This window comes from Klebsiella sp. HMSC16C06, assembly GCF_001808325.1.
GTDB classification, from domain to species: domain Bacteria; phylum Pseudomonadota; class Gammaproteobacteria; order Enterobacterales; family Enterobacteriaceae; genus Klebsiella; species Klebsiella variicola.
In genome coordinates, this window is record NZ_KV793012.1 from 142,585 (window position 1) to 160,968 (window position 18,384).

The following is an 18,384-nucleotide window of genomic DNA, read 5'->3' on the forward strand; positions in this document are numbered from 1 at the left end:
CCCGGCCTACCGGGCAGGTTGGATCCCGGCTCGCCCAGGCGTTCATTTAACCACTGACCGCCTGACTTTACGGCACAACGCCCATTTTTCCGCCATGCTGTCAATAATTGTTGACAGTTAGCTTCCCGAAAACTCATTCCTGTCCTATTATTCTCCCGTCATTGGCACTTTTAGGGTGAACACTCCCATGCGTCTTGAAGTCTTTTGTGAAGACCGTCTCGGTCTGACTCGTGAATTGCTCGATTTGCTGGTGCTGCGCGGCATTGATCTACGTGGTATCGATATTGACCCTATAGGCCGAATTTACCTCAATTTTGCCGAACTGGAGTTCGCCACGTTCAGCAGCCTGATGGCAGAGATCCGCCGTATCGCCGGCGTGACAGACGTGCGCACCGTGCCGTGGATGCCGTCTGAGCGTGAACACCTGGCGCTCAGCGCGCTGCTGGTGGCGATGCCGGAGCCGGTGCTGTCGCTGGATACCAAAGGCAGGGTGGAACTGGCCAACCCCGCCAGCTGCCTGCTGTTTGGCCAAAGCCAGGCGAAGCTGCGCAACCATCCGGTGGCCCAGTTGATCGCCGATTTTAACGTTCAGCGCTGGCTGGAGAGCAGCCCGCAGGAGACGCATGCGGAGCATGTGGTGGTGAATGGACAGAACTATCTGCTGGAAGTGACCCCGGTCTATCTGGAAGGGGAGCATAACGAACGGGTGCTGACCGGCGCCGTAGCGATGCTGCGCTCAACCGTGCGCATGGGACGCCAGCTGCAGACCATGACCAGCCAGGACACCAGCGCCTTCAGCCAGATCCTCGCGGTGGGGCCGAAAATGCGCCACGTGGTGGAGCAAGCGCGCAAGCTGGCGATGCTCAGCGCGCCGCTGCTGATTGTCGGCGACACCGGCACCGGCAAAGATCTGCTGGCCCATGCCTGCCATCTGGCCAGCCCGCGGGCGGGCAAACCTTATCTGGCGCTCAACTGCGGCTCCATTCCCGAGGACGCGGTCGAGAGCGAGCTGTTTGGCGACGCGCTGCAGGGTAAGAAGGGCTTCTTCGAGCAGGCCAACGGCGGCTCGGTGCTGCTGGATGAAATTGGCGAGATGTCGCCGCGAATGCAGACTAAGCTGCTGCGCTTCCTCAACGACGGCACCTTCCGCCGAGTTGGCGAGGATCATGAAGTGCACGTCGATGTGCGGGTGATCTGCGCGACGCAGAAAAACCTGGTCGAACTGGTGCAGAAAGGGCTGTTCCGCGAAGATCTCTACTATCGCCTCAACGTCCTGACGCTGTATCTGCCGCCGCTGCGCGACTGCCCGCAGGACATTATGCCGCTGACGGAGCTGTTCGTGGCCCGCTTTGCTGATGAGCAGGGGGTCCCGCGGCCGAAGCTCTCCGCCGATCTCAGTACGGTGCTCACCCGCTACAGCTGGCCCGGCAACGTTCGCCAGTTGAAGAATGCCGTCTATCGCGCGCTGACCCAACTGGAGGGATTTGAGCTGCGCCCACAGGACATTCTGCTGCCGGACCATGACGTCGCGTCGCTGCCGGTGGGCGAGGAGGCGATGGAAGGGTCGCTGGACGACATCACCCGCCGCTTTGAGCGCTCGGTGCTGACCCAGCTCTATCGCAGCTACCCCAGCACCCGGAAGCTGGCGAAGCGGCTGGGGGTGTCGCATACCGCCATCGCCAATAAGCTGCGTGAATATGGTCTGAGTCAGAAAAAGGGCGACGAATAATCCCGCCAGGCCGGCGACCCTCGTTGCCGGCATCCTGGCCTGCAAAGCGGGCCAAACCTGTATATACTGGTTTTTTAATCCTTTTTCCGGGGTGGTGCATCTTGGCGTCGCGTCGCGCGATCGGGCAATGGCTGGCATTGCTGCTGCTCTCTGTTCTCTTTTCCTCGCTGCTGTTACGCCTTCATTTGCCGGCAGCGCTGCTGCTGGGGCCGCTGATCGCCGGTCTCATTTTGAGCCTGCGCGGAGTGAAGCTGAGCATCCCTCGTCCCTGTTATCTGGCGGCGCAGGCCATTGTCGGCTGCATGATTGCCCGGGCGATCAACCCCTCTGTTTTTGGTGTGCTGTTCAACAACTGGGCGCTGGTGCTGGCGATCCTGTTGACCACCCTGGCGATTAGCGGCCTCACCGGCTGGTTGCTGGTTCGCTACAGCGCGCTGCCGGGCGCCACCGGCGCCTGGGGAAGCTCTCCCGGCGGCGCGTCGGCAATGGTGGTGATGGCCCAGGAGTACGGGGCCGATGTGCGGCTGGTGGCGCTGATGCAGTATCTGCGGGTGCTGTTTGTCGTCGGCGCGGCGGCGCTGGTGGTGCGCTATGCGTTGGGCAATGAAGCGCAGGAAATGACTCAGGATATTGTCTGGTTTCCATCGTTGACCCTGAATTTCCCTTTCACGCTGCTGCTGACGGCGCTAGCCTGTTGGCTGGGCATGCGGCTGCGCATCCCCTCCGGGGCCATGCTGTTGCCGATGCTGCTCGGCGCGCTGGTCCAGGGCAGCGGCTGGATGATGCTGGAGCTGCCGGAGTGGCTGCTGGCGATGGCCTATGCGGTGCTGGGCTGGACGGTGGGGCTGCAGTTTAATAAAGCCATTTTTCTGCTGGCGCTGAAGACGCTGCCGCAGATTATCGCCTCTATTCTTGGGCTGATCCTGATGTGCGCCCTGATGGCCCTTGCCCTGACCCACATTCTGCAGATGGACTTTATGACCGCCTATCTGGCCACCAGCCCTGGCGGCCTGGACACGGTGGCGATTATCGCCGCCGGCACCCGGGCGGATATGTCATTCATTATGGCGCTACAGACGTTGCGGCTGTTTACCATTTTACTGACCGGCCCGGCGATGGCGCGGGCTATCTCCCGCTATGCGCCACGGCAATAAAAAAGCCCCCGCAGAGCGGGGGCTGAGTACATAGAATGTCCGCGGGCGTGATGCGCCCGGGCAATCTGTTATCAGGCTTTCAGGGCGGCCAGCGCGGCGTCGTAGTCCGGCTCTTCGGTGATTTCATTCACCAGCTGGCTGTAGACGACCTGATCGTTTTCATCGATAACGACCACGGCGCGAGCGGCCAGGCCAGCCAGCGGACCGGCAGCGATGGCGACGCCGTAGTCAGCGAGGAACGACGCGCCGCGCAGCGTGGAAAGGGTCACCACGTTGCTCAGGCCTTCCGCGCCGCAGAAGCGGGACTGGGCGAACGGCAGATCAGCGGAAATGCACAGCACCACGGTGTTGTCCAGTTCAGCGGCCAGCTGGTTGAATTTACGCACTGATGCGGCACACACGCCGGTATCAATGCTCGGGAAAATATTTAGTACTTTACGTTTGCCGGCGTACTGGCTCAGCGCGACGTCAGAGAGATCTTTGGCGACCAGCGTAAACGGCTGCGCTTTAGCGCCTGCCTGCGGAATGGTGCCCTGAACAGAAACGGGGTTGCCCTGGAAATGCACGGTTTGTGACATGGTTATCTTCCTGTTTACATATAGTTAACGTCACGAGTAGTGTATGACATCCGCCAGCTACACGGCAAACCCTATTTAACATTGACCAGAGAGGACAAGGGAATGCGCAACGTGCGAGTGTATGAGGAAGCCTGGCCGCTACATACCCCTTTTGTGATCGCCCGCGGCAGCCGCAGCGAGGCAAAAGTGGTGGTGGTGGAACTGGAGGAGGACGGTGTGAAAGGGGTGGGCGAATGCACGCCTTATCCCCGCTATGGCGAGAGCATCTCTTCGGTCATGGCCCAGGTGATGGCGATCGGCGAGCAGCTGGAAGCGGGCCTCACCCGCGAACAGCTGCAGCGGCTGCTGCCGGCAGGCGCCGCGCGCAATGCCGTTGACTGCGCGCTGTGGGATCTGCAGGCGCGGCGCGAAGGCAAAACCTTGTCCCAGTTGCTGGGCGTGGCGTTGCCCAACCGGGTGATCACCGCCCAAACGGTGGTCATTGGTACGGCGGATCAGATGGCGGCCAGCGCCGCGGCGCTGTGGCAGAAAGGTGCCCAGCTGTTGAAAGTGAAGCTTGACGACCGGCTGATCAGCGAGCGGTTAATCGCTATCCGTCAGGCGGCGCCGGAGGCTACGCTGATTGTCGACGCCAATGAATCCTGGCACAGCGAGGGGCTGGCGGCGCGCTGTCAGCTGCTGGCGGATCTCGGCGTGGCGATGCTCGAGCAGCCGCTCCCGGCTGACGCCGATGCGGCGCTGGAAAACTTCGTTCATCCGTTACCGATTTGCGCCGACGAGAGCTGCCATACCCGGGAGAGCCTGCCGCGGCTACGCGGGCGCTATGAGATGGTCAATATCAAACTGGATAAAACGGGCGGTCTGACCGAAGCGCTGGCTCTGGCCGGGGAGGCGGAACGGCAGGGGTATGCGCGGATGCTGGGCTGTATGCTCTGCACCTCGCGCGGGATCGCCGCCGCACTCCCGCTGGCGCCGCTGGCGCGCTTCGCTGACCTCGACGGCCCGACATGGCTGGCGGTGGACGTTGAGCCGGCGCTGCGGTTCAGCACCGGCGTGCTTCATCTTTAAGCCTGCCAGCGCAGCAGGTCGGTCATCGCCGGCAGGTAACGCTCCGTTGCCTCGTCGGCGGAGACCGGCGGGAACTCGGCGGTGATGCAGGGGAGTCCGATATCCGCGCACCAACTGCCAAAGGAGCCCGGCGTGTCGTAGCCCACGCTGCCGACCAGCGGCAGGGAGAAGGCGTCGGCCAGCCAGTGCCCCAGCGGGCTGTGGCCCGGGTCTTCGATACAGGCCAGCGGATCGTGAAAGGAGACCACCCACGCCGGATGGATCTGGTGGATCAACTGACACAGGGCCTGGGTCTCCCGCTCCGAACCCGGCTGCTCGCCGGTCAACAGCACCACGTCGCGTTCCTCTGCCGCGCTGTTCCAGCGATAAACCGTTTCCCCTTGTTTCCAGTTAGCGGCCGGAAAGTTACGGTTGAGGTCAACGCCGCGGGCATTGGCACGCAGCCCGAGCTGACAGCCGTCAGGGTTGACCGTTAGCACTACGTGGTGACGGCGCAGCTCGGGTTTCAGGGTGCGCAGGGCGCAGGAGAGGGTCACAATCGACGAATTTTCATCACCGTGGGTGCCGGCAATAATCAGGCCGCTACGGCTGTCGGCCTGCGGCGCAGGAAACCACAGCAGCGGCGCGCCCAGTTCCGAGCTGCCGTACTGCCGGGTTCCCGGCGGAAAGTCGCCGCGCTGCGGACGAGGACGTGAAATAGACATAGGGCTTCCTGTGTGTCGTTATTATTCAGTGTTGGCGAAAGCGTGTCGGGATCAAACCCATTCCCTGAGGCGTGAAATCCGACGACACATCAATTTTCTATCATATGTCGTTTGCAATTTCAGGTGATGAAACAAATAATTATCGCTCTGTTGGCGGTATTTTTTTCATTTTAAAGGGGATCTTATGAAGTATCCTGTCGCTTTGACATGCGGCGCGCTGTGGTTAGCCAGCGTATCTTCTTTAGCCTGGGCGGCGGACGTACCGCCGGGCACGGTACTGGCGGAAAAACAGCTGTTAGTACGCCATATCAAAGATGAACCCGCCTCGTTAGATCCCGCCAAAGCGGTGGGCCTGCCGGAAATCCAGGTGATCCGCGATCTGTTTGAAGGTTTAGTCAATCAGGATGCGAAAGGCAACCTGGTTCCAGGCGTGGCGACCCGCTGGCAGAGCAACGATAACCGCGTCTGGACCTTTACCCTGCGCGATGACGCGCGCTGGTCCGACGGCACGCCGGTTACCGCCGAGGATTTCGTCTATAGCTGGCAGCGTCTGGTGGATCCGAAAACCACTTCGCCGTTCGCCTGGTTCGCGGCGCTGGCGGGGATCGCCAACGCGCAGAACATTATCGACGGCAAAGCCGCGCCGGAGACCCTGGGGGTTACCGCCGTCGACGCCCGCACTCTGCGGGTGCAGCTGGATAAACCGCTGCCGTGGTTCAGCAACCTGACCGCCAGCTTTGCCTTCTACCCGGTACAAAAAGCGAATGTCGACAGCGGCGCGAACTGGACGCGGCCCGGCAGCCTGGTGGGCAACGGCGCCTATGTTCTGAAAGATCGCGTGGTCAATGAAAAGCTGGTGCTGGTGCCGAACACGCACTACTGGGATAACGCCAAAACGGTGATCCAGCAGGTCACCTTTGTACCGATCAACCAGGAGTCCGCCGCCACCAAGCGCTATCTCGCTGGCGATATCGATATCACCGAATCTTTCCCGAAAAATATGTATCAGAAGCTACTGAAGGATATTCCGGGGCAGGTATATACCCCGCCGCAGCTGGGTACCTACTATTACGCTTTCAATACCCAAAAGGGGCCGACGGCGGACGAGCGGGTGCGACTGGCGCTGAGTATGACCATCGATCGCCGGGTGATGGCGGAGAAAGTGCTGGGAACCGGGGAAAAACCGGCCTGGCGTTTCACGCCGGACGTGACGGCGGGCTTCACCCCCCAGCCGTCGCAGTTTGAGAGTATGAGTCAGGCCGAACTTAATGCCCAGGCGAAAGCCCTGCTGGCTGCCGCCGGCTATGGCCCGAATCGTCCGCTGAAGCTGACGCTGCTGTATAACACCTCTGAGAATCACCAGAAGATTGCCATCGCGGTGGCGTCGATGTGGAAGAAAAACCTCGGCGTGGAAGTGAAGTTGCAAAACCAGGAGTGGAAAACCTATATCGACAGCCGTAACACCGGCAATTTCGACGTGATCCGCGCTTCGTGGGTAGGGGACTACAACGAGCCGTCCACCTTCCTGTCGCTGCTGACCTCCACCCACAGCGGAAATATCTCGCGCTTTAACGATCCGGCGTACGACAAAATCCTCGCCCAGGCGGCGGTGGAGAATTCGGCCAAAGCGCGTAACGACGATTACAACGCGGCGGAGAAGATCATTATGGTCAAAGCGCCGATTGCGCCGATCTACCAGTACACTAACGGCCGGCTGATTAAGCCGTGGCTGAAAGGCTACCCGATCACCAACCCGGAAGATGTGGCCTACAGTCGTACCATGTATATCGTGAAGCACTAACCGGTCGTGGTTGCCTGACAATGTCAGGCAACCCTTGCTACGCCGGTAGCGAAAAGCCCATCAGGTCTGCCGAAGAGGAGTAATACCGAGCCGTTTCCTCCTCCATCACGCTCGTAAGCAGTTCGTTAACCTTTATCTTATGTCCGGGCAAATTTCGCCGCGCCTTGGCAATAATTTCCCCATCGCTAAGCGGGCGTTCGGCGCTGCCCAAGGGTTTGTAGCGTTCCTGCACTGCACATTCGCCACGGCTGTTTGTGACCACAACGCGCGCGCCAGGCTGGCGTGCCGGACCGTTCATCCGTTGTGTAAATTCAGGTGTGACAGTGGCCGTGACTTTATCCGCCAGCGCCAGCAAGGCTGGGTTTTGCATATTGTCTTCAGTATACCAGTCGGCACCCGGTGGCAGGCCAGCGGCGACCGCTGCCAGCGTCCACGGCAGGCTGAACTGCGCGTCGGTCACCGTTTGCGGCCGGTAGTCCATCATATCGTTGACCAGACGGGGGAAGCTTTGTACCTCAATGGTGCGGAGATCCGCAACAGACCAGCCGGTCTGCTGCATGATGCCCTCCATGCATTCCAGCGCGCAGGCCAGCCAGCGGCAGGCGGGATATCGCTTAAAGCTACCGTAGCCAGCGTACCAGTGACTGCCGAGCTCATCGGTCAACCTGTCTGGCGCGAACTGGTCGGAGCCAATCATCCGCCAGAAACCCTGTTCGCCATCGAGTACATCAAGGCTGCCGCTGAGGCCTTGCTGCGCCATGATCACCGCCTGCACGGCGGCTTGCGCGGCGGGCGCCACGGCATCTTTGAGCGACAACAGCGGCCGTTGTCGCCAGTTATACTGGTGCAGGCTGGGGAGCGGTGTTAACGCGGCGGCCAGGCCCACCGCGTGATGTAATTGCTCAGGGTTTAACCCCAACAACCGACCGGCCACCACGGCTGCGCCGATGGATTGATGCTGCGCCACGCCGTAGACCTGGCTGAAGCGTTCTGCCGAAGGCTGGATGGCGTGGATGAGCCGGTTATTCACCTCGAAACCGGCCGCCAGGGTGGTAATCAGCACGTCCTGAGCTACCGGCTCAGGATTGAGGTCAAGCGCAACCATCGCGGCGGCAACCAGTGTGGCCCCCGGATGGCCGAGCCCTTTGCCGTCGATCTCCACACCGTCATCGTGATCCAGGCCGTTTATCATGGCGGCGTTCGCGAACGCGGCCGCCAATGGGCTGAAACCGGACTCACCGAAGACGCTACAGTGACCGTTTCCGCCAAATAGCCGGGAGGCGCGTATCATCGGTTCGCTGACCCGGTGGCCACTGGCCGCCCAACCGCAGGCGAGGGCATCCAGTAAATGCAGTCGAATTTTGCGCCGAACGGGAGCCGGGATAGCTGGCGCAGATAAGGTATTGGCAAAATTGACCAGCTGGCGTGTTGCGGAAATAGTCATGGTTACTCAACGTTTGAAGTAGCGGCTGCGGATCCGGCGCTCGGCATAGCTTGCCAGCAGTGACAGCGGAAGAATGGTGGCGACGAAAAACAGCGCCACAAAAGTCAGTGTCTCCAGAGGGCGGAAGGTGGCGGTACTCAGCCGTTGCCCTTGATAGAGGATCTCACCCGTTGCGATATAACTCGCCAGCACGGAATTCTTAACCGACATCACGCACTGGCTGACAAACGCCGGTAAAATTCGCAAAAAGGCTACCGGCGCGGTAATGCGAACTAATACTTTCAGCGGTGACATCCCCACCGACAGGCCCGCTTCGACCAGACCATGATCGACCGATTGCATACCAGAACGAAATATTTCAGCGAAAAATACGCTGCCATATAACGAGATGGCGAGGACACAGGTCAGATACGAGGAGAGGGTCAGGCCGAACAAAATGGGCAGACAGTAGTAGGCCCAGACAATCAGCACCAGAGGGGGGATTGAACGCACAATCTCAATCAACCCCTGGGTGGGTAAGCGGATGACCGCCCTGGACGCGCCGCGCAACGGGGCCAGCAGCGCTCCGCCAAGAATGCTTAACGTGACTGAGGCCAGCACAATTTTAAAAGTGGTCAATATCCCTTCCAGCAAAACCGCGTGATATTGCCACAGTATTGAGAAATCCCAGTGATAAGACATTAGCGCAGCTCCTCTGCCGTTACGCCGGACAGCGTCATAAAGCGTCGGATAGGGGCATCGGGCGGCCGTGACCAGATCTCCTGAGGGGATGCTTCTTCCACCAGTTTGCCATTATCCATCAACAGCAGCCGACTACATACCTGCAGGGCAAAACGCATTTCATGGGTAACCACCAGCATGGTGGTGCCGCTGGCCGCCAGTTCGGAAATAACGGACAGCACCTCCCCGACAGATTCCGGATCGAGTGCGGAAGTCGGTTCGTCGAACAGGATCACTTGCGGGCCATGGCCAGGGCGCGGGCGATAGATACCCGCTGCTGCTGACCGCCTGAAAGTTGAACCGGGAAGTCTCCGGCTTTTTCTTGCAGGCCCATACGCGTGAGCAGCGCCATGGCTTTTTCGATGGCTTTTTTACGCGGCAAGCCCAGGACCTGTACCGGACCTTCAATAATATTCTGCAATACACTGCGGTGTGGCCACAGATTAAAGTGCTGGAATACCATTGTCATTGAGGCACGCTGGCGCGCTAATGTGCGCTGTGTGACCTGTTTTCTCTGCGCGCCGTGAAAGCCTATTTCTTCCTCACCCAGCCAGATATGCCCACTATCCGGGACTTCAAGCATGTTCAGGCAACGCAGCAGGGTGGATTTACCCGCGCCGCTGCGGCCAATGATGCCAATCACCTCCGAGGGACGAACCGCGAAGGAAACATCATCTATAATTTTATTACCTGAAAATGATTTGCTAAGCGCTTCAATTTTCAGTAACGGTAATAATGATTGTGGGTTCATCAGAGTTATTTCGCTGGGTGAGTATATTTCTGCCATATTTTTTTCAGCGTGCCGTCTTTATCCAGCTGTTCGAGCCGTCCATTCAGCCACGCCTGTAATTCCGGTCGTTCTTTACGCAGGCCCATATTGGTTGCCTGTTCTTTGATCGGCTGTGGAATAATCATCGTGCCCTGATGACGCTTTTGAATATATTGCGCCATCTGGATATCGTTAGTGACGATGGCATCCGCGCGGCCGCTCTCCATCTGGAGCTGCATGTTGTCGCTATCGGGAACGATAATCCACTGGACTTTGTCCAGTTGAGGCTGCAGCAGCGTGACGGCTGCCGAGCCATCAATCGCGCTGAGCCTGGTCTGCGAAGTGTTGATGGTGTCCCAGCGCTGATATTTCTGCGTCTCTTTTTCCAGAGTCAGGACGCCCATCTGGTGCGAGCCCATAGGGCGGGTAAAGTCGACGGCTTTGGCCCTTTCTGGCGTATTATTAAAACCACCTAAAATATCGAAGCGGTTGGACTGTAAACCCGCGACGGCGGTGCCCCATTGCGTATCAACGTATTCAATCTTGATATCGGTGTTTTTAAATATCGCCTGCACAACATCCGGAACCAGCCCGGTCCACTGGTTGGTCAGCAGATCTTTCTGATACCACGGCGGTGCGTTGACCGCACCGACGCGGATCACATGGTCTGGCAGAATCGTATTGATTTCTTCCCCGGCCTGAGCAGGAGACTGGGCTAAGAACATCCCCGGTATAAGCAACAATATCGACATGAAGCGTGACGTGAAAAATTTCATTTTATGCCCTCTGGTGAATATAATTATGGATTCTATAACCCTGAGTGCATATTTTTTAAATGCATAATCAGCATATCGTTATCAGGAAAATGGCAATGACACCCAAGCAACTCGAGGTCTTTATCAGTATCGTTCAGCTAGGTTCAGTGACAGCGGCAGCGGCGCAGTTGGCCATGTCGCAGCCTTCGGTGAGTAAAAGCCTGGCGCTTATCGAGCAGCAGATGGGGTTCAGCCTGTTTGAGCGCTATCAAGGGAAGATGCAGCCAACCGCGGAAGCCAGAGCGCTGTATAAAGAGGCGCTGCGCGTGCATCAGGACCGGCTTCGTTTTGAACGTTTTGTTGATCACATCCGGCAGTATCGCGTTGGTCAGTTGCGGGTCTGTGCCACGCCTGCGCTGGCGCTGAATATATTGCCGCTGGCGGTGGCGCGTTTTCGGCAGACCTTTCCCGATTATGGTGTGGTGGCGGATATGTGTCTCAACAATGAAATTGAGACGGCGGTTGAAGAAGGGCGTTACGATCTCGGTTTTCTGGTGAAACCCGGCTACGAACCAGAGGAGAACCCGTTGGCCATCTGCCGGGGTGAAATGGTGTGTGTGCTGCCCGGGCAGCATCCGCTGGCGCAGCAGACGGAAATCCATTGGCAGGATATCCCGACACGCGACCTGGTGTATATCACGACCGACGCGCGGCTGGTTGCCATGATTGCCGAAGAGGTGCCGGCGTTCCGCCAGCGCCAGGTGGCGGCGGTAGAAACCAACCGCTACAGCATGGCGATTAATCTTGTCAGACACGGCAACAACAGTATGACTATTGTTGACAGTTTTTCTCTACAGGGCGTCGACACCAGCGGTCTGGCGGTGCGGCCGTTCCGTCATGCGTTGCCGGTGTCTGTCGTCGCGGTGACGGATGGACACAGCACCCTGTCGCAGCCGGGCGAAGTGTTTGCGAAAGTGATGACGGAATTAATGGCTGAAACGTGAGATCAGCGTGAGGCTCTGTGGCTGGCCGCTCATGCAGGTTCATCACTATTCTGCAACGCGAACTTTCACCCCAGTCACGGTGCGCTAACCCACCGGGAGTGGTGTCTGTGGTTTACCGCCAGGCCGCCTTCCAGTACTTTTGTTGAATAGTAGAGGGAAGGGAGCGGATCGATGCATCTGGATTTTCGCCAGTTACGCAATTTTGTAGCGCTAGTGGAGTACGGCAGTTTTAATCGTGCGGCGGAGGCGGTTTGCCTGTCGCAATCGGCGTTTAGCCGCAGCATTCAGGCGCTGGAGCAGAGTGTCGGTCATCCTTTATTCGACCGCCAGAGCAAGCTACCGACGCTCACGCTGCACGGGCAAAAGCTGCTGCCTTATGCGCGCCGTTTTCAGGAACTCAATATTGAGCTTAGTAGCCAGCTGCGTGAGGCGGACGATGCGCAAAATGGCGAGGTCGCTTTTGGCTGCGGCCCGGCTCCCGGCGCGAGGCTGATTCCGACGGCCATCGGAGAGTTTCATCGTCTTTTGCCGCAGGCGAGGGTGCGTTTTCACATTGATAACTGGCTTGCTCTGCATCAGGCGCTTACCTCCCAGCACTATCCTTTTGTGGTCGCCGATAGCTGGCAGGCCGAGCTTGACCCGCAGTTACGCGTGCAGCCGCTTAGCCCACAACGCTGTTTCTTTGTCTGCCATGCCGAACATCCGCTGGCAAAACAGGGGACGATCTCGATTCAGGAGATGTTGCGCTACCCTTTTGCCGCCCCCTATTTGCCGCCGGGGGTACGCAAGGTACTGGCGACCCTCAGCCAGCAACAGGACTTTACGCCCGCGATCCAGTGCGACCATATTTACGCGCTGCTTTCCACTCTGGCGCAAACCCACGCGATAAGCTTCGCCAGCGAGGACGGCTTCGCGTTGTGCCAGCACAGCCATCGGCTGGTGAAACTGGAACTTAGCGATCTGCCAGATGAGTGGCGGCTAATGCAGACCCGGTTTGCCATTATCTCCCCGGTTCACGCGATTCAGCCGCCGCTGGTTGAGAGGCTGATTGAGATTATCCTCCATACCGACCGTCAGCATCAGCTTCAGCTGCTGGCGCAGGAGGAGGGGGATTAACCGGCGTTTTTCGCCTCACCTTTGGCATCGTACGGTGGCCAGCGGTTTTCCAGTTGCTGCGTTTTCAGCGCCTGCTCGACAAACTGGCCGTCCACCCACTGCTTAACGTCAAAAGCGCTGCGGATCAGACGACCCGATTTAGCCTGCTCGACGCTACTGCTGAAGCTGTCGGTCAGGAACGGGTCAATACGCGGTGAGGTGGTAAAGTTCAGATCCTGTGGCTGCAGCGCTTCCAGAAATAACGCCTTGGGGATCTGGCTTTGCTGCGCCATCTCGGCAGACCAGGCGTCTCGATTAGCCGGATCGCTGATTTCAGCGGCATTCTTCACCAGCACATTAACGATCTGCTGAGTCGCCTGCGGCCAGGTCTCGATAAACGTCTGCGTGCCGAGGAACCCCGCCTGAGTGGTGTTCTGGCGGCCTGAATCGCCGCTTTTAACCACCACATCAATTTTGTCGCCGCGTAGCGCCAGCAGGGAGACGCCTCCCCATACCGCATCGACGCGACCGGCCGCCAGCGCCGCTTTACCCGCGTTCCAGTCAAGGTTGATGACCTGCAAACTGCGCTCATTGAGGCCGGCGGTTTGCAGCGCCCGGTCAAAGGCCAGCTGGTCCGCCGTACCGCGATAGACCGCCACCCGTTTGCCTTTCAGGTCGGCCAGCGTTTTAATACCCGAGGCTTTGGTTACCGCGAGCCAGGATTCCGAGCCGCGGCTGCCCAGAAGCAGGCGTGTCGGCAGACCATTGGCCTTACCGATAATCGCCGCCAGATCGCCGAGGTAAACAAAATCAAGCTGTCGGTTGGCTAACGCTTCATTCACCGCCGGGCCTGCCCCCTTGAAAAACTGCCACTGCACTTCCACACCCTGCGGTTTAAACACCTCTTCCAGCTGATGGCGGATAAACGCCATGCCGACCGGCCCCTCAATAAAAGGTTGACTGCCGGCGCTCTGATCCGGCACGCCGATGCGAATGGTTCGTAGCGTCTCGGCCTGGGCGTTTGCCGCCAGACCGATGACCGCGACCAATGCCAGCAAGGTGCGGCTAAAAAATGCTTTCATCATAACGTATTGCTCCCTTGAGTTTTTTCTCACCCTAAAGAGCCGGCGGGCCGTGTGTTAAATGCTTTTATTCGCCAAGCATGGGTGAAAAAAAGCTAAATCAGACGCCGCGTGCCCGCCAGGCTGAAATGCATTCGATGCATCGGGATTATTCGCCTTACGCAATAGCGGGGCAGCGTGAGTCACGTTTTCATAGCGGCATCACTTTCCGATGAGTGGACCGATATGTCGCAGATGATCTTAAGAACCGATGCCCCTGGCAGGCCGGGTTTCCGGCTTAACGGCTGGCCGTGGCTGCTGCCAGCGCTACTGCTGTTGCTGTGGTACATCGCCGCCCGCGAGGGATGGATGCCCGCGCAAATTTTGCCCGCCCCGTCGGTGGTTGCCGATACCGCGTTGTCGCTGCTGAGCGGCGATCTGCTGGCGCAGTGGGGATTTAGTCTCCAGCATCTGGCGCTTGGCCTGCTGCTGGGCGCCATCGCCGGCACGCTGCTCGGGGCGCTGTTTGGCCTGGTGCCAGCGGCCGCGCAGCGGGTGGAACCGCTGTTCTACGCGCTGGCGCAAATTCCGACGCTCGGTTGGATCCCGCTATTGATGGTGCTGTTCGGGATTGATAACGGCCTCAAGCTGGCGGTTATCGTGAAAACCACTGTGGTGCCGATGACCATCAACACTCAGCAGGCGGTAGCCAGCGTGCCGCAGACCCTGAGCGAAGCCGGCAGGGTGATGAACTTCTCCCGCTGGCAGCGGCTGCGCTGGCTGGTGATCCCGGCAAGCCTGCCGGGCTGGTTTACCGGTCTGCGTCTGGCGCTTTCGCAGGCCTGGGTATCGCTTATCGTTGTCGAGCTGTTGGCTTCTTCCGAAGGTATTGGCTACCTGATGGTCTGGGGCCGCCAGCTGTTTCAGCTGGATATTGTCTTTGTCACCATCGCGGTGGTTGGCCTGAGCGGCATGCTGATGGAGTGGGCGGCGAATCGGGCCTGTTCCCGACTGGTGTTCTGGCCGCAACCAGCCGCCGGACGCCTGGCGTGGAAACCGCAGGCCAGCTGGCGGGCGTTACCGCTGCCGATAGTCCTGCTGGCGCTGTGGCAGCTGGCCAGCCAGTGGGGCTGGATTGATAGCGGATTATTCTCTTCGCCGCTGGCGGTGGCGGCACGTTTTGTTCAGGGGATCCTGAGCGGAGAGCTGAGCGCCGCGATGCTGGCCAGTCTGGGGAGAGCGGTTGTCGGCGGCGCGCTGGGGATTGCCGGCGGTTTGCTCTGCGGACTGCTGCTGGCGCTGCGCCCACGCGCCGGACAAATTTTTACCCCCACGCTTAACGTGCTGCGCCATATTGCTCTGTTTGCCTGGCTGCCGCTGCTGACGGCATGGGTGGGTAACGATAACGGCGGCAAAATCGTCTTTATCGCGCTGGCGTCGTTCTTTCCTATGTTCTTCAGCACTCTGCAGGCGGTGCTTCAGCGAAACCCGCAACTCGATGAAGTCGCCAGGGTGCTGCGGCTGGGCGAATTCGCGCGCCTGCGCCGGGTCATTCTTCCCGGTGCCGCGCCGGGGATCTTTGCCGGTCTGCGGCTGGGGCTGATTTACGCCTGGCTTGGCAATATCGGCGCGGAATATTTCATGTCCTCCGGCGTCGGGATCGGCAGCCTGATGATCAATGCCCAGCAGCTGCTGGATATGCCCACTATTCTCTGCGGCATGGTGCTGGTCGGTATCACCGGCGCGGCGCTGGATAAAGCCGGACGTTTACTGGAAATGCGCGCCACCCGCTGGCGTCAACAGGAGCAGTTATGACCTCTTCAACTCTGGTCTCTTTTCGCCACGTGCGTAAATCCTGGCAACAGGTGACGGCGCTAAAGAATTTCAACCTGGATATCGCCGCCGGAGAACTGGTCGCGCTGGTGGGCAGCAGCGGCTGCGGTAAATCGACGCTGCTACGGATGCTGGTGGGCCTTGAGTCTGCCACCCAGGGGGATATTTGTATTAACGGCGAGCCGGTCACCGGCGTGGGCAAAGAGCGCGGCATTGTGTTTCAGGAGCCGCGCCTGTTCCCGTGGCTTAACGTGCTCGACAACGTGATGCTCGGCCTGGCAGATGAAAAGCTCACCCGGGCGACGAAGCGCCAGCGGGCACTGGAGATGCTGGCGCGCGTGCAGCTCAGCGAGTTCGCCAGCGCGCTGCCCGCGCAGCTTTCCGGCGGCATGGCCCAGCGGGTGGCTATTGCCCGCGGTCTGGTGGCCCGCCCGCAGATCCTGATGCTCGATGAGCCTTTCGGCGCGCTGGATGCCCTGACGCGTCACACCCTGCAGCAGGAACTTTTACAGATCCACCAAAGCGCGGGAACCACCACGTTACTGGTGACGCACGATGTTGAAGAGGCCGTCGCCCTGGCCGATCGCGTCGTCGTGCTCTCCCCGCGTCCGGGGCGGATACGAGAAATCGTGAACCTGGCGCTGCCTCATCCGCGCCAGCGTGATGATGACTCGTTTACCGCCGCCTGCCGCCACATTCGCAACCTGATTACTTCTGTCTGATTTTATTATTTAAGGAGCAACATATGGGACATCCTTCCGTTTACCCGACCAGCGCCACACTTTATGATCCGCAGCGCGCCTGGAGCGGCTACACCCTTTTCCAGGCCACCGAACACGGCGCGGTACTGGTGGATATGAATGGTCACGTGGTGCGGGAATGGCCTGAACTGCATGGGTTTCCCAACAAAATTCTGCCCGGCGGCGCCATCCTTGGCCACAGCGGCGAGCGCGACCCGCGCTATGGCATGCAGGATATGCTCGATCTGATCCAGGTGGACTGGGAGGGCAACGTGACCTGGAAATTCGACCGCTACGAACAGGTCAGCGACCCTGGCAATGAAACGCGCTGGATGGCGCGCGCTCATCACGACTATCAGCGAGCGGGTAACCCCGTCGGCTACTACGCGCCGGGGCTGGAGCCGCAGGTCGATGGCGGCAATACCCTGATCCTCGCCCACACCAATCTGGTGAATGAAGCGATCTCCGACAAGCTGCTGCTGGACGACACCATTATTGAAGTCGACTGGCAGGGCAATGTGGTCTGGGAGTGGCGCTGCAGCGACCATTTTCATGAGCTGGGCTTCGACGATGCGGCGCGCACCGCGCTGTACAATAACCCGAATATGCGCGCCAGCGGCGGCGGAATGGGCGACTGGATGCATATCAACTCGATGTCGGCGCTGGGGCCGAATAAATGGTATGACGCCGGCGATGCGCGCTTCCATCCCGACAACATTATCTGGGACGCCCGCGAATCCAATATTATCGCCATTATCGATAAGCAGAGCGGCAAAATTGTCTGGCAGCTCGGCCCGGACTACAGCAAACCGGAGCTGAAGCACATCGGCTGGATCATCGGCCAGCATCATGCGCATATGATCCCCCAGGGGCTGCCGGGGGCGGGCAATATCCTGATTTTCGACAACGGCGGTTGGGCCGGATACGGTGCGCCTAACCCGGCATCGGCGGATGGGGTGAAAAACGCCTGGCGCGATTATTCTCGGATCCTTGAGATCAACCCGCTGACCCTCGATATTGAGTGGCGCTACTCGCCTTATGAAGCGGACCTGCCGCAACCGACTGATTCATACCGCTTCTACAGTCCGTATATCAGCAATATGCAGCGCCTGGAAAATGGCAATACGTTGATTAACGAAGGTTCGAACGGCCGCATTTTTGAAGTGACCCGCGATCACGACATTGTCTGGGAATACATTTCGCCGTTCTGGGGTAAGACGCTGAATAATAATATGGTTTACCGCGCCTACCGCATTCCTTACGCGTGGATCCCGCAGCTTGCGCAACCGCAGGAGACGCCGATTGCGGCAGTTGATGTCCGCACTCTGCGTCAGCCGGGCGCGGCGGCGGCGGGCCCGGCGCAGAGCGTGGTGCGCGTGGCGGGCGTACAGCCGTACAGTAAAAGCGCCGATGCGCTGTGCGTCGCAACCGATAACGATACTCTGCGCCGCAGTCCGAAGCTGTTCCGCGTTGCGGAAAGCGCATTCCGGCCGATAAGCGCGGCGAGTGAACTGGAGGGTGAACGACCCGGGCTGCTGTTCGTTGGCGCGGAGCGCTGTGTGCACTGCCGTAAACTCTGGCAGCTACTGGCCCATGAAAAACTCAGCCAGCGGATTGCTCAGTTTGAAACGCGCTATCTGGATGCCGACCTGCATCAGGAACTGGCCAGCGACCTCGGCGTACGCGGCCTGCCGACGCTGCTGTTGATAACATCGGGGCAGCCGATATCGCGCGCACCGACGCAATACTCAGTGGCAAGTCTGCTCAACTGGTTGAACAGTGTCAGTTTGTGATGCTGCCCGGGTAAGAGGATAACTGTGGCGCTGCGGCTTGCAGCGCCAGTTTCTCCCTCTCTGGCTACAGCAGAAAGCGCACTTTTCTGGCAGTATGGCCGACTGATACCAGGTCCAACCCTCTGAAAGCGAAGCA

The 18,384-nt window shown here is 59.4% G+C and carries 16 protein-coding genes and 1 pseudogene; 10 read left to right on the forward strand and 7 right to left on the reverse strand.

Translation table 11 applies throughout. From position 1 onward, the window contains the following. The first annotated feature begins 187 nt into the window (after nt 1–187). Together tyrR and HMPREF3142_RS19535 are read left to right on the forward strand one after the other, a co-directional pair. A complete protein-coding gene (tyrR, locus tag HMPREF3142_RS19530; RefSeq protein WP_012542019.1) occupies nt 188–1,729 on the forward strand; it encodes a transcriptional regulator TyrR in 1,542 nt (513 codons plus the stop codon). Nucleotides 1,730–1,830: 101 nt separating this feature from the next. Continuing rightward, nucleotides 1,831–2,883 (forward strand): AbrB family transcriptional regulator, encoded by a 1,053-nt coding sequence (locus HMPREF3142_RS19535; RefSeq protein ID WP_023297459.1) that lies wholly within the window; start codon nt 1,831–1,833, stop codon nt 2,881–2,883. A gap of 71 nt (nt 2,884–2,954) precedes the next feature. On the opposite strand, the gene tpx is transcribed toward HMPREF3142_RS19535, so the two are convergent. Next, complete coding sequence (gene tpx, locus HMPREF3142_RS19540) at nt 2,955–3,461, reverse strand: thiol peroxidase (RefSeq protein WP_008805229.1); 507 nt, start codon at nt 3,459–3,461, stop codon at nt 2,955–2,957. 102 nt (nt 3,462–3,563) lie between these two features. On the opposite strand from tpx, the gene ycjG reads away from it, so the two are divergent. Next, nucleotides 3,564–4,529, forward strand: coding sequence for an L-Ala-D/L-Glu epimerase (ycjG, locus tag HMPREF3142_RS19545; RefSeq protein WP_070612377.1), 966 nt, complete (start codon nt 3,564–3,566; stop codon nt 4,527–4,529). Here the strand turns inward: ycjG and mpaA are convergent. Continuing rightward, nucleotides 4,526–5,233 (reverse strand): murein tripeptide amidase MpaA, encoded by a 708-nt coding sequence (gene mpaA, locus HMPREF3142_RS19550; RefSeq protein WP_008805227.1) that lies wholly within the window; start codon nt 5,231–5,233, stop codon nt 4,526–4,528. The genes ycjG and mpaA overlap by 4 nt on opposite strands. Before the next feature lie 71 nt (nt 5,234–5,304). Between mpaA and HMPREF3142_RS29520 the strand changes: the two genes are divergently transcribed. Both HMPREF3142_RS29520 and HMPREF3142_RS19555 read left to right on the forward strand, forming a co-directional pair. After that, nucleotides 5,305–5,421 (forward strand): hypothetical protein, encoded by a 117-nt coding sequence (locus HMPREF3142_RS29520; protein ID WP_012542015.1) that lies wholly within the window; start codon nt 5,305–5,307, stop codon nt 5,419–5,421. Beyond that, nucleotides 5,418–7,034 carry a peptide ABC transporter substrate-binding protein gene (locus HMPREF3142_RS19555; protein ID WP_044612819.1) on the forward strand — a complete coding sequence of 539 codons (1,617 nt, stop codon included), beginning with the start codon at nt 5,418–5,420 and terminating at the stop codon, nt 7,032–7,034. Before HMPREF3142_RS29520 ends, HMPREF3142_RS19555 begins: the two co-directional genes overlap by 4 nt. 37 nt (nt 7,035–7,071) lie before the next feature. Here HMPREF3142_RS19555 and HMPREF3142_RS19560 read toward each other — a convergent pair whose 3' ends face one another. The 4 genes and pseudogenes from HMPREF3142_RS19560 to HMPREF3142_RS19575 all read right to left on the reverse strand — a co-directional run bounded on the left by HMPREF3142_RS19560 (nt 7,072) and on the right by HMPREF3142_RS19575 (nt 10,743). Then, the gene (locus HMPREF3142_RS19560) at nt 7,072–8,478 is read right to left on the reverse strand and encodes an MmgE/PrpD family protein (protein ID WP_064171117.1); all 1,407 of its coding nucleotides are present in this window, start codon (nt 8,476–8,478) and stop codon (nt 7,072–7,074) included. A gap of 6 nt (nt 8,479–8,484) precedes the next feature. Continuing rightward, a complete protein-coding gene (locus tag HMPREF3142_RS19565) occupies nt 8,485–9,159 on the reverse strand; it encodes an amino acid ABC transporter permease (protein WP_012542012.1) in 675 nt (224 codons plus the stop codon). Beyond that, nucleotides 9,159–9,949 (reverse strand): annotated as a pseudogene (locus tag HMPREF3142_RS19570) (amino acid ABC transporter ATP-binding protein). Before HMPREF3142_RS19570 ends, HMPREF3142_RS19565 begins: the two are co-directional and overlap by 1 nt. Before the next feature lie 5 nt (nt 9,950–9,954). Further along, nucleotides 9,955–10,743 carry a substrate-binding periplasmic protein gene (locus HMPREF3142_RS19575; protein WP_070612380.1) on the reverse strand — a complete coding sequence of 263 codons (789 nt, stop codon included), beginning with the start codon at nt 10,741–10,743 and terminating at the stop codon, nt 9,955–9,957. A 95-nt stretch (nt 10,744–10,838) separates the two neighbouring features. Between HMPREF3142_RS19575 and HMPREF3142_RS19580 the strand changes: the two genes are divergently transcribed. Beyond that, nucleotides 10,839–11,726 carry a LysR family transcriptional regulator gene (locus HMPREF3142_RS19580; protein ID WP_032735372.1) on the forward strand — a complete coding sequence of 296 codons (888 nt, stop codon included), beginning with the start codon at nt 10,839–10,841 and terminating at the stop codon, nt 11,724–11,726. Between the two features lie 171 nt (nt 11,727–11,897). Continuing rightward, nucleotides 11,898–12,842 (forward strand): LysR family transcriptional regulator, encoded by a 945-nt coding sequence (locus tag HMPREF3142_RS19585; RefSeq protein ID WP_049009845.1) that lies wholly within the window; start codon nt 11,898–11,900, stop codon nt 12,840–12,842. On the opposite strand, the gene HMPREF3142_RS19590 is transcribed toward HMPREF3142_RS19585, so the two are convergent. Further along, nucleotides 12,839–13,906 (reverse strand): ABC transporter substrate-binding protein, encoded by a 1,068-nt coding sequence (locus tag HMPREF3142_RS19590; RefSeq protein ID WP_012542008.1) that lies wholly within the window; start codon nt 13,904–13,906, stop codon nt 12,839–12,841. The genes HMPREF3142_RS19585 and HMPREF3142_RS19590 overlap by 4 nt on opposite strands. A 222-nt stretch (nt 13,907–14,128) precedes the next feature. On the opposite strand from HMPREF3142_RS19590, the gene HMPREF3142_RS19595 reads away from it, so the two are divergent. The 3 genes from HMPREF3142_RS19595 to HMPREF3142_RS19605 are packed head-to-tail and all read left to right on the forward strand — an operon-like array spanning nt 14,129 to nt 18,248. Next, the gene (locus HMPREF3142_RS19595; protein ID WP_070612382.1) at nt 14,129–15,697 is read left to right on the forward strand and encodes an ABC transporter permease; all 1,569 of its coding nucleotides are present in this window, start codon (nt 14,129–14,131) and stop codon (nt 15,695–15,697) included. Next, a complete protein-coding gene (locus HMPREF3142_RS19600) occupies nt 15,694–16,437 on the forward strand; it encodes an ABC transporter ATP-binding protein (RefSeq protein ID WP_049157973.1) in 744 nt (247 codons plus the stop codon). The genes HMPREF3142_RS19595 and HMPREF3142_RS19600 overlap by 4 nt, the downstream gene beginning before the upstream one ends. A 23-nt stretch (nt 16,438–16,460) precedes the next feature. Further along, nucleotides 16,461–18,248, forward strand: coding sequence for an aryl-sulfate sulfotransferase (locus HMPREF3142_RS19605; RefSeq protein ID WP_070612384.1), 1,788 nt, complete (start codon nt 16,461–16,463; stop codon nt 18,246–18,248). The last annotated feature ends 136 nt before the right edge of the window (nt 18,249–18,384 follow it).

Bases quoted from the DNA above. Each gene is read 5' to 3' on its own strand.
- tyrR (WP_012542019.1), top strand. From the start codon at position 188: ATGCGTCTTGAAGTCTTTTGTGAAGACCGTCTCGGTCTGACTCGTGAA.
- tpx (WP_008805229.1), bottom strand. From the start codon at position 3,461: ATGTCACAAACCGTGCATTTCCAGGGCAACCCCGTTTCTGTTCAGGGC.
- ycjG (WP_070612377.1), top strand. From the start codon at position 3,564: ATGCGCAACGTGCGAGTGTATGAGGAAGCCTGGCCGCTACATACCCCT.
- mpaA (WP_008805227.1), bottom strand. From the start codon at position 5,233: ATGTCTATTTCACGTCCTCGTCCGCAGCGCGGCGACTTTCCGCCGGGA.
- HMPREF3142_RS19555 (WP_044612819.1), top strand. From the start codon at position 5,418: ATGAAGTATCCTGTCGCTTTGACATGCGGCGCGCTGTGGTTAGCCAGC.
- HMPREF3142_RS19560 (WP_064171117.1), bottom strand. From the start codon at position 8,478: ATGACTATTTCCGCAACACGCCAGCTGGTCAATTTTGCCAATACCTTA.
- HMPREF3142_RS19565 (WP_012542012.1), bottom strand. From the start codon at position 9,159: ATGTCTTATCACTGGGATTTCTCAATACTGTGGCAATATCACGCGGTT.
- HMPREF3142_RS19575 (WP_070612380.1), bottom strand. From the start codon at position 10,743: ATGAAATTTTTCACGTCACGCTTCATGTCGATATTGTTGCTTATACCG.
- HMPREF3142_RS19580 (WP_032735372.1), top strand. From the start codon at position 10,839: ATGACACCCAAGCAACTCGAGGTCTTTATCAGTATCGTTCAGCTAGGT.
- HMPREF3142_RS19585 (WP_049009845.1), top strand. From the start codon at position 11,898: ATGCATCTGGATTTTCGCCAGTTACGCAATTTTGTAGCGCTAGTGGAG.
- HMPREF3142_RS19590 (WP_012542008.1), bottom strand. From the start codon at position 13,906: ATGATGAAAGCATTTTTTAGCCGCACCTTGCTGGCATTGGTCGCGGTC.
- HMPREF3142_RS19595 (WP_070612382.1), top strand. From the start codon at position 14,129: ATGTCGCAGATGATCTTAAGAACCGATGCCCCTGGCAGGCCGGGTTTC.
- HMPREF3142_RS19600 (WP_049157973.1), top strand. From the start codon at position 15,694: ATGACCTCTTCAACTCTGGTCTCTTTTCGCCACGTGCGTAAATCCTGG.
- HMPREF3142_RS19605 (WP_070612384.1), top strand. From the start codon at position 16,461: ATGGGACATCCTTCCGTTTACCCGACCAGCGCCACACTTTATGATCCG.